A 14875-nucleotide genomic window follows, 5' to 3' on the forward strand; every position below is an offset into this window, starting at 1 on the left:
AGGGGAGGCGCTCGGGCCTCAGCCCTCGGCGCAGGCGCACTCCATGCGGACCGAGGAGGTGTCCTGCTGGAGCGCGTCGCAGGCGGCTCCGAGCAGCTCGATCTCCTGGGTGCCGCTGACCTGCCAGCCGTCCGCGTCGTCGAGGCCGACCTCGTCTCCGTTGACGCGGACGGTGCAGTCGGCGGCCTGCTCGGCGCTCAGCGAGGCGTCGAGGTCGAGGCGACAGGTCCGCACGCCGGCGACGATCTCCTCGAAGGCCGAGATCAGCGCGGCCTCGTCGAGGGCCTGATAAAAGGGCGCGTCGGCATCCCCCTCGGCGACGCCGCGGCCGGCGTTGGCCATGTCCTGGAGGTGCGCCTCGCTGACCTCGTCGCCCACGGAGATCACGAAGGTCTCGATGCCCTGCTGGTAGGCCGCCGTGGCCGCGTCGACGGCCTGCTGCTGGCCGTTTTGCGGGTTGGGCTCGGCGCAGGTGTCGGGCTCGCCGTCGGTCGCGAGCACGATGTACTTGCCGCCGGCGAGGTCGAGGGCGGCGAGCTGATCCGCGACGACGCCGAGGCTCTCACCCGTGGGCGTCTCGTCGATCGGCGCCGCCCCGAGCAGGGTCGACTCGATCGCCGTGAAGTTGTCGAGGGCCGGCGCGACCTCGGTGAGCATGGGGCACTCGCCGCCTTCGTTGCCGTCCATGGAGCTGTAGAGGGTCAGGCCAAAGCGGATGCTGGCCGCGAACTGCTGGACGATGCCGCCTTGACCGGCGAGCACGTCTTGGATCGTGGTCCAGCGCGAGCCGCTGCCGAAGTCCGAGTCCATGCTGCCCGACTGATCCACGAGCAGGACCATGGTCGGTGTCTGGGGGATCAAGATCACGTTGAGCGAGGGGCAGCCCTCGGCGGCGTCGTCTCCAGACTCCTGGCCGGTCCCGAGCTCGTCGCCCTCGGCCGCGTCGGCACCGCTCCCGGTGTCGGTCGCGTCGTCCTCGGGGCAGTACTTTTGTCCGAGGCCGTCGTCGACGCAGGGGTCGGCGCAGCCGGTCGTGCTCGCGGCGCTCATGCACGCCAGCAGCCACGGCGCAGCGAGGCCGCGGGGTCGGGCCGCTCGCCCGTCGCGCTTGAAGAAGTCCATGGATCGGATTTTACCCGTGGACCCGGCCGTGGTCGCCTCCCGCGCGACGAGGGATCCGGGAGTAACCCCCCGAACGGTTTGGGCGAGGTTGTGAAGGCGGGCTCGGGCGCTGGCCGGGCTCACAGGCGCTGGCGCTCGATGGCAGCGGCCGCGACCTCGGCGAGCACCGAGACGAAGTGACCGAGGGCCGCGAAGCGCGGGTCCTTGGTCGAGCCCTGGCGGTAGCGGGCGTAGATCTGCTGGCCGATCACCGCGATCTTGAACAGGCCGAACACGTAGTAGTAGTGCGGATCCGCGACCTCGCGCCCGCTGCGCTCGCGGTAGCGCTCCACCAGCCCGGCGCGGTCGAGGCTGCCTGGGAGGTTGGTCGGGCCAAAGGCGGCGCCCTGCAGGCGGGGGTCGTCGCTGCGGTCGACCCAGTAGCCCAAGGTCGTGCCGAGGTCCATCAGCGGGCTGCCGATCGTCGCCATCTCCCAGTCGAGCACGGCGGTGATCCGCGCGGGGGCGGCTCGGCTGCCAGTCGAATCTCCGACCGCGTCGCCGAGCTCGAGCACGACGTTGTCGTACTTGTAGTCGTTGTGGATCAGCGCCGGCCCGCCGTCGCCGGTGGCGTCGGCCTGGGCCGGGAGCTCGGCGTCGAGCCACGCGGCGACCTCGTCCATGACCGGCAGCGGGTCGGTCTGCGCGCCCTGCCAGCGTCGGGTCCAGCCGCTGATCTGCCGGCGCGCGTAGCCCTCGGGCTTGCCGAGGTCCGCGAGCCCGGCGGCCCGCCAGTCGATGGCGTGGAGGTCCGCGAGCCCGTCGATCAGCGCCGTCGAGAGCTGGCGAGCGCGGCGCTCGTCGATGACCATGCCCTTGGGCGGCTGGCGGCGGATGATCACCCCGCGGCGGCGCTCCATCAGATAGAAGGGCGCGCCGAGGACCGAGGGGTCGTCGCAAAAGGCCAGCGGCACCGGGGCCAGGGGGTAGACCGGGGCGAGGGCCGAGAGCACCCGGTGCTCGCGGCTCATGTCGTGGCCCGAGGACACGGTCTTGCCAAAGGGCGGGCGGCGGAGCACGACCTCGCGCGGGCCGATGGTCAGCAGGTAGGTGAGGTTGGAGTAGCCGCTGGGAAATTGCTCGACGCGGATCTCCCCGAGCAGGCCGAGCTCCGGGCGCACGCCGAGCCAGGCGGCGAGCTGGTCGAGGTCGAGCGCCTCGCCCTCGCGCACCGGCTTGGCGCCGTCGATGGTCGCGCTCACGCCGACGCTCCCTTGCTCGCGCGGCGCTTGGGGTCGAGGCCGTAGCCCTCGAGCACCTTGCGGGCGACAACCGTCTTGTGGACCTCGTCGGGGCCGTCGTAGATCTGCGCGCCACGCTCGTGGCGGTAGAAGAAGCTCAGCACCGTGTCCTCGGTGATGCCCATGGCGCCGTGGGTCTGGATCGCCCGCTCGAGCACGCGGCGGAGCACGCCGGCGACGTGGAACTTGATGGCCGAGACCTCGACGCGGGCGGCCTTTTGACCGACGGCGTCGATGCGCCAGGCCGCGTGGAGCACCGCGAGGCGGGCGGCGTCGATCTCCGCGCGGCTCTCGGCGATCCAGTTTTGGATCGTCTGCTTCTCGCCCAGGAGCTTGCCGGGGCTGAGCTCGCGGGTCGCGGCGCGCCGGCACATCAGCTCGAAGGAGCGCTCGCAGATGCCGATCCAGCGCATGCAGTGATGGATGCGACCGGGGCCGAGGCGAGCCTGGGCGATCGCGAAGCCGGCCCCGCGGGCGCCGAGCATGGCGTGGGCGGGGACGCGGCAGCCCTCGAAGCGGACCTCGCCGTGGCTCGCCCAGCCGCTCCCGGCCTCGCCCATGATCGGCACGTTGCGGACGAGCTCGTAGCCGGGGGTGTTTGTCGGGACCAAGAGCATGCTCGCGCGCTGGTAGGGCGAGGCGTCGGGGTCGGTGACGGCCATGACCACGGCGAACTCGGCCCCGTCGGCGCCGGTCGTGAACCACTTGTGGCCGTCGATCACGAACGCATCGCCATCGGCCCGGGCCGTGGTCGACAGCCACACCGGGTTGCTGCCGGCGCGGTCGGGCTCGGTCATCGCGAAGCACGAGCGGATCGTTCCGGCGAGCAGCGGGTCGAGGTAGCGCTCGCGCTGCTCGTCGGTCGCGAACTCGGCGAGGATCTCCATGTTGCCGGCGTCGGGGGCCTGGCAGTTGAGGGCGTAGTGACCGAGGGGGCTGCGCCCGAGGGCCTCGCTGACCAAGCCGTGCTCGAGCAGGCTCAGGCCCATGCCGCCGTGCTTGGCGCTCATCTGCGGCAGCCACAGGCCCGCGGCCTTGGCGTGCTGGCGGACCTCGATCATCGCCTGCTCGGCGGGGCCGAAGTCGTCGCCCGCGAGCATCGTGGCCTCGACGGGGATCACGTGCTCGTCGACGAAGGCGCGGATGGCCTTCAGCTTGGGCTCGAGGTGCGCTGGGATCGCGAAGTCCATGACTTGGACTATCGCATGGCGCCCCTCAGATCGCACCTTGGGCGATCATGGCGTCGGCGACCCGGATGAAGCCGGCGATGTTGGCACCCCGGACATAGTCGATCTGCCCGTCCTCGCCCTTGCCGTGCTCGCAGCAGGCCCGGTGGATGTCCCGCATGATCTCGTGGAGCTCGTCCTCGACCCGCTCGCGCCCCCAGTACATGCGCTGGCTGTTTTGGGTCATCTCGAGGCCCGAGGTCGCGACCCCGCCGGCGTTGGCGGCCTTGCCCGGCGCGTAGAGCAGGCCGCGCTCGCGGATCAGCTTGGCGGCCGCGGCCGTGCACGGCATGTTCGCGCCCTCGACAATCGCGGCGCACTCGTTTTTGACCAGCGCCTCGGCGTCCTCGCGCCCGAGCTCGTTTTGCGTGGCGCAGGGCAGCGCGAGGTCCATGGCCACGGACCACGGCTTTTTGCCTTCATGGTACTCGGCGTCGAATTGCTCGGCGTACTCGCGGATCCGTCCGCGGCGATCGTTCTTGAGCGCCTTGATCCACTCGAGCTTGTCGCGGTCGATGCCGGCGGGGTCGTGGATGAAGCCCGAGGAGTCCGACATGGTCACGACCTTGGCCCCGAGGGCGATCGCTTTTTCGGCGGCGTACTGGGCGACGTTGCCGGCGCCCGAGATACCCACGGTCTTGCCCTCGAGGCCCTCGTCGCGGGCCGCGAACATCTCCTGGGCGAAGAAGATCGCCCCGTAGCCCGTGGCCTCGGTGCGGATCTCGCTGCCGCCCCAGCCGACCCCCTTGCCTGTGAGCGCGCCCTCGAAGCGCCCCGTCATCCGTCGATATTGACCGAAGAGGTAGCCGATCTCCCGCCCGCCGACGCCGATGTCACCGGCGGGCACGTCGACGTCGGGGCCGATGTAGCGGGACAGCTCGGTCATGAAGGACTGGCAAAAACGCATCACCTCTTCGTCGCTCTTGCCCTTGGGGTCGAAGTCCGCGCCCCCCTTGGCGCCGCCGAGGGGCAGGGTGGTCAGGGCGTTCTTGAAGGTCTGCTCGAAGGCGAGGAACTTCGAGATTGCGAAGTTCACCGAGGGGTGAAAGCGCAGCCCGCCCTTATAAGGTCCGAGCACGCCGCACCACTGGATCCGGTAGCCGCGGTTGGTCTGGACCTCGCCTTGGTCGTCGATCCAGGCCACGCGGAAGCTGATCGCGCGGTCGCCCTCGGTCAGGCGCTCGAGCACGCCGGCGTCGAGGTAGCGCCGGCCCTCGTCCTGCAAGAACGGCCACAGCGAGGCCACGACCTCCTCGACGGCTTGCAGGTACTCGGGCTCGTTGGGGTTGCGCGCGCGCACGCGCTCGATGAAGTCCGCCTCGTTCATTGCCGAGAGTATGCCGCTGCATGCGAGGCTCGCCCGCGATCCCCCGCTGGGCGGTGACATCGCCGGGCGCAGGTCGAATTGCACGGCGCTGCGCGAGCCGTGGCGTGCGCGAGCCCGCGGCGTGGGTGCCCGGGTGAGGGGGCGGGCTCAGGGTTGATTCGGCAGGCTGCGCAGGCCCACGGCGTGGGTCGTCAGCGCCGCCGCGGCCGGGAAGCCCCACAATATGTTGCCGCGGAAGCCCACGAAGATCTGGCCGGCGGAGGCGCTGCGGTAGCGCTCGGGCAGGTCCTCGCGGGCCAGGGGGGCGTCGTACTGGCCGCCGACGATGATCGCCCCCCAGCCGCCGACGTTGAGCCCAAAGTCCACGCTCACGCCGATCGGCGAGCGCTCGGGGCGGATCGTCGCGTCCTCGGGGCCCTCCTCGGTCAGCTTGAAGCTCAGCGCCGAGCTGAACTCGAAGGCCGGCGCCCACTCGCCGCGGCCGAACCAGTAGCGCCCGGCGATGCCGAAGTTGCCCCACAGATCCTGGTTGTCGCCGGCGACCACGGCGACCTTGGGGCCCAGGGTCAGGCGCGTGAACTTATAGCGGCCGCGGGTCTCGACGTGGGCCGGGAAGTTGATCCACAGCTCGTAGCTGACGCGGAAGGAGTGCCAGTCGGAGTAGGCACCGTCGACGCTGATGTCGCCCTGGCGCAGGCGGTAGGCGTAGGCCGAGGTCGCGAGCAGCTCGACGCCGAAGCCACAGCGCGGATCCGGGATCAGGCAGCGCCAGCGCGGCTTGGCGGGCTCGAGGATGGGCTCGGGCAGCTCGGCCTCGACCTGGAGGTCGTAGCGGGCGCGCAGCTTGGCCATGTCCTCGGCGCTGTAGTAGGGCGGCCCGGCGGGGGCTGGGGCTGCGTCGGCCGCTCGCCCGGCTCGTGCGGCGGCGATGTCCTCGGCTTTGGCGTTGCTGAGCGTGGCGGGCTGGGGGTCGGCTGTGAGCTCGTCGCTGGCGTCGCCAGCGTCGCTGGTGTCGCCAGCGTCGCTGGTGTCGCCAGTGTCGCCAGCATCGCCAGCGTCATCAGGGGGCTGCTCGGGCGGCGCCCAGGCGAGCCACAGGCCCAACCAGGCACTCGACAAGAGGTTCACAGGGCCACCCCTCCCGCGACCAGGCCGAGGAGGATCAGCGCGACCATCGGCACGCTGAAGATCCCGTGGCCGCGCATGCCCAGGACCAGGCGCGTGTCCTGGTCGAGGAAGTCGCCGGCGAAGAACAGCCCGCCCCAGCCTCCAAGGCCCACGCCGAGCTCGGCGTGGGAGCCCCAGTAGCGCCCGGAGGCGTTGAGCACCGAGCTGTTGACCCCGCCGATGCTGAAGTCGAGGTGCAGGGCGTTGCGGCGCTGGGACAGCCACAGCTGGTTGACGATGGCGACGCGGGCGGCGGTGATCGGGCCGGTCTCCGAGATGCCCACGAAGGGATCGCTGGGGTCTTGGGTGGTCGCGGTGATCGAGGGCGAGGCGATGGAGTAGCTGCCGACCACGCCCACGCCCCAGGGGTGCCAGACCCGCCGGGCCAGGGACAGGGGGCGCACGACCAGCCCGCCGCGAAAGCGCAGCTGGGTGTAGGGCACGTCGAGGCCGCGGGAGCTGGTGATCATGTTGATGCCGACGCCGACGTCGACGTCGGCGATCAGCGAGGCCCCGCAGCGGCTGTCTTCGACGAAGCAAAACAGCCCGCCGGCCACGGACGCGAAGGGCTTCTCCTCGCGGTCGAGGGGGCCGCCGTAGCCGGGGAACTCGACCTCGCTGACGGGCTTGGGCTCGAAGAACGGCCCGAAGTCCTCGGGCTCCTGGAAGCCCTGCTCCTTCTTCTTGGACCGGCGCAGCTCGACGCCGGGGGCCGCCTCGATGGGCTTGGGCGGCGGGGCGTCGACGCCTCCCTGGCCGTAGTTCTGCAGGGGGGCGAGCTCGCCGTAGCCGGCCGCGCTCGTGGGGGCGTCCTGGCTCGCCTCACCAGGGGCGGGCGCGTCGGGGTCCTCGGGCGCGTCGGGGTCGGCCGCGAGCGGGCCGAACTCACCACTATATTGGTCGCTGGGCTCGCTGGGCTCGCCGCCCTCGCTGGGGGAGGCGTCCTCGGAGGCGGGCGTCGATGGCTCGGGCGGTGCTGGGCTCGCCTGGGGCGGCGCGAAGAGCAACGCGGCGATGAGCGCGGGGGCGAGCAAGGCCGCCGCATCTTACAGGACCGCGCGGCTGCCGAGAAATAGGCTCGACTCAGACGAGAGCGACGGCGAGGAGCATGCCGCCGCCGCCTTCGCGGGCCTGGCTGCAGGCCTGATCCGCGCGCTCGACCACGGCGCTCCCGGCCTCCTCGCGGCCCGCCTGGGCAACGCCGAGCCCGGGCGCCTGGACCTGCAGCGCGGCGAGGCGCTCTTGGATGCGCTTGCCAACGACCTCGGCGCCGGCCAGGGGCGTGTGCGGGAGGAGCAAGACCCAGTGGCCGGCGTCGACGCGGCCGAGGTCGTCGACGCCGCGGATGCTGGCGAGGATCGTCTCGCCGATCTTCGTGGACAGCTGGGGGTCGGGGAGCTGGCCGAGGTCGACGGCGATGGCGATCACCGAGACCGGATGTTGATAGCGCCGCGCCCGCGCGAGGGCCTCGTCGAGGCGCCGGGCGAGGTCGACCATCGAGCGGACCTGGGCGCGTCGAGGCGCGCGCTCGCGGGCGGCGAGCTCGGCCTTGAGGTCGTCGATCTGTCGCCCCAGGCGGTCTCGAGTGCGGCGCAGCCGGGCCTCGCCGCTGCGGTCAACGAGCACCAGCCAGGCCCCCTCGGGGTCTTCGATGCGCGCGGCGCTGAGCTCTCGCCCGACGCCGTCGCTGCCCACGGCGCGGAACACCTCGGCGTCGGCGCTGACCCGCGGGCCGAGGCTGTCGAGGGCCGGGAGCTCGGCGAGCAGCTCGCTGGCCTGGCGACCCGTGACCTCGCCCGAGGCGGCGCACAGCGCCGCGAAGCCCGGTGAGATCGCCTCGATGCCGCCGTCGGGGCGCAGCCGACAGGCGCCGCCTCCAGTCGCGTCGACCAGTTCGAAGATCGGGCCGAAGGTCGTCATCGCAGCGAGAGTAACGCAGGGCGAGCAGGCGCGGGCGCGAGTTCGCTCTCGGCCGTGTCCTTCATTGAGAGTCTATGAATCTTTCCCCCCACGACGGCATGCACGCCGCTGGACCCCGATGCCGGTGTCCCGAAGCCTCGAAATACACCCGGTATGCCTTCGGCTCCGGTCCTAGGAGCCCGTGGTGAAACCCAACACGACACCTGGCTTGGTCTTTTCGCCGAGGGCTTTGTCGCCAAAACTTGCAGTACGCCCGGTACAGCGGCGTTTTGGCTTCGCGCCCTCGACGAAAAACCCGGCGCCAGGAGCCGCGCTGGGTTCCACCACGGGCTCCTAGGCCTCGGGGCCCAGCGACGCACCTGACGACGTGCAGGAAAAATTCACAGACTCTGAGTCGCGGCCTGATCGGTCAGCGCGGCCTGGCGCTCGCTCCATGCCGCGAGGATCTGGCCGGCCGCCGGCGCGGCGATTTGTGAGGCCACCGGGCCGTCGTGGACGAAGACCACGAGCACGACGTCGGGGCGCTCGGCGGGGGCCATGGCCACGAGCCAGGAGTCGTAGAGGCCCTCGGTGCTGCCCTCGGTGGTGCCGGTCTTGGCAGCGACGCGCAAGCCCGGGACCGCGGCGGCCGTGGCCGTGCCGCGCTCGTCTTCGACCGCCGCGATCATCCCCGCGACGACGGCCTCGCGAGCGGGATCACCTGGTGGCGCGAGGTGGTCGGCGTAGGCCGTGGCGAGCTGCGCCGGCGTGACGCGCAGCTCGCCGTGCCCGACGCCCTCGGTCACGGCCCAGACGTCCGCGTCATCCGGGCCAGGAGGCGCGGGCAAGCTGCCGGAGTCCTGGCCAAAGCCGAAGCCCTGCAAGGAGCGAAGCAGCGCCGGCGCCCCCAGGAGGCGGGCGACCTCGTAGGCGTATTCGTTACAGGAGGTTGCGAGGGCGCCGGCGAGGTCGAGCTCGCCGTGGCTCGAAAAGCAGCTCATGACCTGGCCATCGACCTCGTAGTGGCCGTCGCAAGCGACGCGGAGATCGTCCTGGATCGCGCCCAGGCGCAGGGCGTTGGCGACGAGCAGCGGCTTGATCGAGGACCCGGGGGACCAGGGCTGGGTGGGCAGGGGCGCTTTGGCCTCGTGGTCGACCTGGACGATGCGCTCGCCGGTGCGCGCGTCGAGGAGCACGGCCGAGCCGCTGATCTCGAGCGCCTCGAGCGTCTGCTTGGCCGCCCCAGCCATGAACAGCATCTCGGGCAAGGTCGGCTGCTCGGCGCGCCAAGCCTGGGCCTCGCGGCCGTCGGGAGGCGGGGCGATGGGCTGGTCCGCGCCTGCGCGCGGGTCCGCGGCGCCCGGTGCTCCATCTGCGGAGGGTGTGGGCGCGGAGGGTGTGGGCGCGGAGGATGTGGGCGCGGAGGTGCGGGACACGGACGCGGGGTCCGGCGCGTCCGCACAGGCGCCGGAGGAGGCGATCAGGACGAGCAGGGCGGTGGAGACCGCGAGCCGCGAGGAGGCGAGGAGGTGGGGGCGCATGGGCTGCCGCGACGTGCGGCTCGCTCGGGTCATTCCCCCGGGGTGTATTTCGAGGCTTCGGGACACCGGGATCGGGGTCCAGAGGTGTGCATGGCGTCGTGGGGGAAAGATTCACAGACTCTCAGGGCTCGCGCCCGTCGAGGTGCGGGATGAAGAAGACGAGGGCCATGCTCGGCAAGGTCGCCAGGAAGGTGAAGCCAAAGTAGGTCGCAAAGCCCATGGCCGCGGCCAGGTAGCCGCTGAGCACCCCGGCGAGGGTGAAGCCCACGCTCATCAGCGCCGTGACGATGGCCATGTGCCCCGCGCGGTGGCCTGGGGCGCAGGTCCGCATCAGGTAGACCATGAACACCGCCGTGCCCAGGCCGGCCCCGGCGTGCTCGCAGGCGATGATCACGGTCAGCGGCGCCCAGGCCAGCCAGCTGCTCGGATCGCTGGCCACGGCCCCGGCCCCGGCGAGGACCGTGGGATCGGGCAGCATGGCCACGCCCATGTAGAGCAAGTTGAGCACGTTTTGGGCGAGGACGAACGGCCAGATCCACCGACGCAGGCCGTCGCGGGCGATCAGCCGGCCGCCGATGATCGTCGCGGCGAAGGACGCCAGCACGCCGATGGTCCCGCTGGCGATCCCATAGACCTCGAGGGGCAGGTGGACGATGTCCGAGAAGAACGGCCAGCGCATCTTCTGCAAGAAGGACTCGCCGGTGCGAAAGAGCAGCACGAAGGCGATCGTCACGCCGATCTTGGGCTGATCCAGGAAGCTGACGAAGCTGTGGGCATAGTCCGAGAGCTCACCGCGCTCGCGGGCCGCGTCGAGGCGCCGGCGCAGGCGGGGGAGCCAGGTCAGCAAGGCCAGCAGCGCGACGAGCAAGATGATCCCCGCCCAGGCGCCGACGCCGAGCTGGGCGAGCCAGGGCAGCGAAGTCGCCAGGGGCTCGAGGGCGAGGCGCAGCTTCGAGCCCACATCCCACAGCGCCTCGAGGGCGACGAGCGAGGCCGCGAGCACGAGGCAGGTCAGGGCCCGCCAGCCGAGCAGGCCGCGGGCGAGGGCGAACCACGGCCGGCCGCGGGCCTCGACCTTGGGCAGGATGAAGGCGTGGGCGAGGGCGAGCGCGGCCATGACCGCGGCCGTGAGCAGCAGCCCCGTGGTCCAGCCCAGGCGCGCACAGATTGCGAGCAGCGGGCCGCCGACGGCGAGCATCGCCAGGCGGTAGGCGGCCGCCCGGTAGCCCACGAAGCGCGACTGCTCGGCGTCGTCGAGGGCCTCGAGGTAGTAGCCGTCGATCGCGATGTCGTGGGTCGCCGAGAGCAGCGCGAGCACGAGGAAGCCCGCGGCCAGGGGCATCAAGTTGTTGCCGGCCCAGGTCAGCGACAGGGCGATGGTCGCCAGCACCGCGACGATCGCCAGCTCGCAAGCGAGCAGCCAGCGGCGCTTGCTCTCGTGACTGTCGAGAAAGGGACCCCAGAGGAACTTGAAGTTCCAGGGCAGGTGCAGCAGCGAGGTCAGCCCGATGACCTGCAAGGACGCGCCGAGCTCCTTGAACAGGATCTCGGCCATGCTGGTGACAACCGTGTAGGGGAAGCCCTCGCCAAAGTAGGTCGTCGAGACCCACAGGTGAGGGCTGCGAAACCAGCGCGGAGACGATGCGGTTTTCGCACCGCCGGTCGGCGTCGCGCCCTCGTCGAGCGCAGCGGCTGGAGCCGCCGCAGGAGCTGGATCTGGCGCCGACACCTTTGCCGGTCGCTACCATGTCGCCGTGACCAGCGCACGTTTTCGGCAGGTCCGGGGAAGGCGCGTGTCGGGGAGATCTCCTCTGGCCAAAAATTTTGTTGAGGCGTGTTCTGCGGACCCCTGATGGATCTACCCATTTGTAGTGCGAGTGAGCAGGCTCCATTGGCCTACGCTTCGCGAACTCGAATCGCCAGGTGTAGCTAGTTGAGCCGATTCAGAATGGGCCCCCGGGGCATTTTTCCCCGGACGAAGCGAGCGAGGCCGGCCCCCGACTCGAGGACGAGTTCTCCCCATTCTCGGCGCTTTCGTGGCTATGGTCGGCCCAAGCGCAGCGACCTGCGTGGCCTCTGGGAGCTGTCACGAAGCGATGGTGGTGCAGTGAGTCGAGGGTGCGCTTCGATCGCAGGTTAAAATGCACAGTCGAGAATACGAAGGGGTTCGAGTCGGCTTCGTACTTGCAACTTCAATCGCACGCATGTCGCCCGAGCCAAAGTGCTATGGACTGCCGAAGCAGCGCACGTCGTCGCCGCAGCTGCGGCTTCGCGAGCGGCACGAAGATGTCCTGGCAAGGCGAGAGTCTCCGCGGATGTGTCGTCGAGTGAGTGTGCATCTGCGGCAACTTCGCGGGTTGCCTACACTGCCTCGGGAGGGGGATCTGCTTGGCCGAGCTTCGGGCGTCTTTGGTGTGGAACGATCGCTGGGCGAAGCGCCGGGCTCGAGCCTCGTCGACGCGGTGTCGACGCTTCGTGGCGCGCGCGTCGAGGGGATCGCAGCGCACGACCCCGCCCTGTGGTGTGTGTCCGACGAGCGAGGACCGAAGCACGCGGGCCTCGACGCTCACCGAGCTGCGCGCGCGAGGCTGCTGGAGTACCGACAGATGCCGCGGCGTGGACGCGTTCGCGAGCGGAGGGTGGTCTCGCTTGAGCGACATGCTCTCGCGTGCCAGGGTGTCCGAGGACGGCCCGAGGGCGCGTCGACGTGGAGGTGCTGCGATCGAGCAGGTGGCTGTTTCGCCCCCTCACGGGCACTTCAGGGGCTGCTGCGAGCCGTCTTTGGGGATGGGCCGATCGCGTTTCCGAAGCGGATGGACACTTGGAACGAGCATCGATCGAGCAATGTGAGCAACGTGAGTAACGCTCACGCGCTTGGTCATCGACCTCGCGTGGGGCGAGCTGTCCGTGGAGACTGGACCCACCGGGGCGATAGCGAACCTATCCTCCGTGCCGAGCCAGGACGATCGATGATCGCGACAGCGCGTCGTTTTTATCACCCAGTTGGTGATCTACCTGACCGAACTCTTGGACGACGCGGCTACGATCATGGGGATGTTCGAGGCGACCGAGTGCATGGCGCGACGAGGGCTCGAGCTCGAGCTCGGCCTCGACATGATGGGCGTCGCGGTCACGCCGCGACTGCTCGGGCCGCGGCTGCTCGGGCCGCGCGGCGCAGGTCCGAGGACGGGGCGCGGCGAGCTTGGGATGACTGGGCGCTTCGACGTGAAGCTCGACGCGAGCGGCTCACCGCGCGCTGGGGGGCGATGGTTTCTACCCGGCGGAGGGTTTTGGTGAGTCTAAAAAACATGGTGCGTTTTTGGTCATTTGATTCGCGAGGTATGAGCATAGGCTCACTCGTGCTCACTCCGCCCCACACGCTAAATGTGACCGGAGAGCATTGTCGGTTTTTTTCGCACGCGGAAGGGCAGTGCTGGTCTTTTGGCGGCAAAAGAGATAACCTCCCTGATAGACGGTGACGTGGATCGAATGCTTGTAGAGCTACTTCAATCGTTTGCGCCCATTGTGGGCGCCAGCTCGAGCCCCGACATCGACCACCTTGGTGGAGCAGACCAATGAGCCTCAACTCCATTCACAAGCTCGGCCACCAACCGATGCCGGCCCAGCGAGAGCGGCGGATCGCCGACCAGATCGCCGAGGTGCTGCTGCGTCACAAGATCGACCGCGTGTTCGGGATCCCCGGTGGCACGATCTCTCCTGTCTACGACGCGCTCTTCGGCGCAGGCATCGAGCTCGTCTCCTGCCAGCACGAGACCATGGCGGTCTACGCCGCGGCCGGCTACGCCCGGGCGACGGGCGGCCCCGCGGTGGTCGCCGTGACCTCGGGCCCCGGAGCTCTCAACGCGCTCACGGGCCTGGCCGCCGCCTGCGGTGACGAGCTCCCGGTGTTGATCCTCTCGGGCGAGACCGACATCCGCAACTTCGGTCGCGCGCCGCTGCAAGACGGCAGCGCGGCGGGTCTCGACCTGATGTCCATGGTCCGGCCGATCACCAAGTTCGCCGAGCTCGCGCTGCGCCCCGAGCGGGCGCCGCTGGTCATCGACCAGGCGCTCGCCGCCGTCAACCAGGCGCCCTTCGGCACGGCCTTCGTCAGCTTGCCGGTCAACCTCACCCAGGTGATGACGCAGCCGGCTCGGATGCCGGCGATGATCACCCGCGGCCTCGACCCGGACCGCGCCACCTGCCGGCGGATCGCGAGCATGCTCGCCAACGCCTCGCGCCCGGCGATCATGCTGGGCGTCGGCGCCAAGCGGGCGGGCATCGGCCAGCTGATCCTCGAGATCGCCGAGTCGATGCGCATCCCGGTGTTCACCGACCTCGAGGGCAAGGGGGTGTTCCCCGAGAGCCACCCCCTGGCGCTCGGCGTGTTCGGGGTGGGCGCCCGCGGCTGCGCGCACGCCTACCTGGCCGAGCCCGTCGACCTCATGCTGACGATCGGCTGTCGCTTCGACGACACCTCGACGGCCGGCTACGCCGAGGTCCTGCGCCCCGACAACGGCATCCTCATCCAGCTCGACCACGACCCCGAGCGCCTCGGGCGGGCCTACGCGCCGGACGTGGCGATGTGCGCCGACCTCGGCCTGAGCGTCCAGCTGATCCAGGAGCTGCTGCCCACCTTGCCGCCGCAGACCTTGCTGCACCGCGACCGCATGGTTCGCGAGTACCGCAGCCGCGTGCCCGAGATCGAGGTCCGCACGGACAGCCGCGCGCCCCATGATCCGCGGCTGATCGCCCCCCTGGTCCAGGACATCATCGGTCCCGACGCGGTGTTCAGCTGCGACATCGGCAACCACATGTTGTTCACCGCGCAGAACCTGGCGATCGATCAGCCCGAGGGCTTTTGGGTGTCCCAGGGCCTGGGCGGCATGGGCTCGGGGCTGGGCACGGCGATCGGCATGCAGCTGGCCTACGGCTACCTTCGCCAGGTCGTGTGCATGATCGGCGACGGCGGCCTGCTGATGTCCGGCAGCGAGCTGTCGACGTTGGCGCGCTACCAGATCCCGCTGATCACCGTGGTGTTCGACGACCGCCGCTGGGGCATGGTCGAGGACGGCTTCCAGGCGCTCTACGGTCGGGCCTCGCCCGACTTCCAGAGCCCCAACATCGACTTCGTCAACTACGCGCGGGCCATGGGCCTGGCGGCGGTGCGCATCGAGAGCCTCACCCAGGTCCGCGACGCGATCGAGGCTCACCGCGGGCAGCCGCTGCTCCTCGACGTGCCCATCAACCCGAACATCAAGCCGGTCAACCCCCGCGTCGACGTGCTTGGCGGCGAAGACTGAGCGGGCAGGA

11 protein-coding genes are annotated in these 14875 nt (G+C 70.3%); 2 read left to right on the top strand and 9 right to left on the bottom strand.

The genetic code is table 11. The annotated features are described in order from the left end of the window. Positions 1–18 precede the first annotated feature (18 nt). The 9 genes from G6O69_RS12560 to G6O69_RS12600 all read right to left on the bottom strand — a co-directional run bounded on the left by G6O69_RS12560 (position 19) and on the right by G6O69_RS12600 (position 11291). Positions 19–1122 (bottom strand): vWA domain-containing protein, encoded by a 1104-nt coding sequence (locus tag G6O69_RS12560; protein WP_172303745.1) that lies wholly within the window; start codon positions 1120–1122, stop codon positions 19–21. A 119-nt stretch (positions 1123–1241) separates the two neighbouring features. Beyond that, complete coding sequence (locus tag G6O69_RS12565) at positions 1242–2363, bottom strand: phosphotransferase (RefSeq protein WP_172303746.1); 1122 nt, start codon at positions 2361–2363, stop codon at positions 1242–1244. After that, on the bottom strand, positions 2360–3592 hold the full coding sequence (locus tag G6O69_RS12570; protein ID WP_172303747.1) for an acyl-CoA dehydrogenase family protein: 1233 nt from the start codon (positions 3590–3592) through the stop codon (positions 2360–2362). The genes G6O69_RS12565 and G6O69_RS12570 overlap by 4 nt, the downstream gene beginning before the upstream one ends. A gap of 25 nt (positions 3593–3617) precedes the next feature. Next, positions 3618–4955 carry an NADP-specific glutamate dehydrogenase gene (gene gdhA / locus G6O69_RS12575; RefSeq protein WP_172303748.1) on the bottom strand — a complete coding sequence of 446 codons (1338 nt, stop codon included), beginning with the start codon at positions 4953–4955 and terminating at the stop codon, positions 3618–3620. Positions 4956–5102: 147 nt separating this feature from the next. After that, positions 5103–6083 (bottom strand): hypothetical protein, encoded by a 981-nt coding sequence (locus tag G6O69_RS12580; RefSeq protein WP_172303749.1) that lies wholly within the window; start codon positions 6081–6083, stop codon positions 5103–5105. Next, positions 6080–7156, bottom strand: a complete 1077-nt coding sequence (locus tag G6O69_RS12585) for a hypothetical protein (RefSeq protein ID WP_172303750.1) — start codon at positions 7154–7156, stop codon at positions 6080–6082. The genes G6O69_RS12580 and G6O69_RS12585 overlap by 4 nt, the downstream gene beginning before the upstream one ends. Before the next feature lie 49 nt (positions 7157–7205). Further along, positions 7206–8042: a hypothetical protein gene (locus G6O69_RS12590; RefSeq protein WP_172303751.1), complete on the bottom strand. Its 837-nt coding sequence runs from the start codon at positions 8040–8042 to the stop codon at positions 7206–7208. Between the two features lie 380 nt (positions 8043–8422). Beyond that, the gene (locus G6O69_RS12595; RefSeq protein WP_172303752.1) at positions 8423–9562 is read right to left on the bottom strand and encodes a penicillin-binding transpeptidase domain-containing protein; all 1140 of its coding nucleotides are present in this window, start codon (positions 9560–9562) and stop codon (positions 8423–8425) included. 121 nt (positions 9563–9683) lie between these two features. Further along, positions 9684–11291 (bottom strand): hypothetical protein, encoded by a 1608-nt coding sequence (locus G6O69_RS12600; protein WP_176396797.1) that lies wholly within the window; start codon positions 11289–11291, stop codon positions 9684–9686. Positions 11292–12568: 1277 nt separating this feature from the next. On the opposite strand from G6O69_RS12600, the gene G6O69_RS12605 reads away from it, so the two are divergent. Both G6O69_RS12605 and G6O69_RS12610 read left to right on the top strand, forming a co-directional pair. Beyond that, the gene (locus G6O69_RS12605) at positions 12569–12859 is read left to right on the top strand and encodes a hypothetical protein (protein ID WP_172303754.1); all 291 of its coding nucleotides are present in this window, start codon (positions 12569–12571) and stop codon (positions 12857–12859) included. Positions 12860–13137: 278 nt separating this feature from the next. Further along, positions 13138–14865 (top strand): thiamine pyrophosphate-binding protein, encoded by a 1728-nt coding sequence (locus tag G6O69_RS12610; protein WP_172303755.1) that lies wholly within the window; start codon positions 13138–13140, stop codon positions 14863–14865. Positions 14866–14875 lie beyond the last annotated feature (10 nt).

It is taken from the genome of Pseudenhygromyxa sp. WMMC2535, from assembly GCF_011083025.2.

Excerpts from the sequence above, each read along its gene's own strand:
- G6O69_RS12570 (WP_172303747.1), bottom strand. The coding sequence starts at position 3,592 with ATGGACTTCGCGATCCCAGCGCACCTCGAGCCCAAGCTGAAGGCCATC.
- G6O69_RS12595 (WP_172303752.1), bottom strand. The coding sequence starts at position 9,562 with ATGCGCCCCCACCTCCTCGCCTCCTCGCGGCTCGCGGTCTCCACCGCC.
- G6O69_RS12590 (WP_172303751.1), bottom strand. The coding sequence starts at position 8,042 with ATGACGACCTTCGGCCCGATCTTCGAACTGGTCGACGCGACTGGAGGC.
- G6O69_RS12610 (WP_172303755.1), top strand. The coding sequence starts at position 13,138 with ATGAGCCTCAACTCCATTCACAAGCTCGGCCACCAACCGATGCCGGCC.
- G6O69_RS12560 (WP_172303745.1), bottom strand. The coding sequence starts at position 1,122 with ATGGACTTCTTCAAGCGCGACGGGCGAGCGGCCCGACCCCGCGGCCTC.
- gdhA (WP_172303748.1), bottom strand. The coding sequence starts at position 4,955 with ATGAACGAGGCGGACTTCATCGAGCGCGTGCGCGCGCGCAACCCCAAC.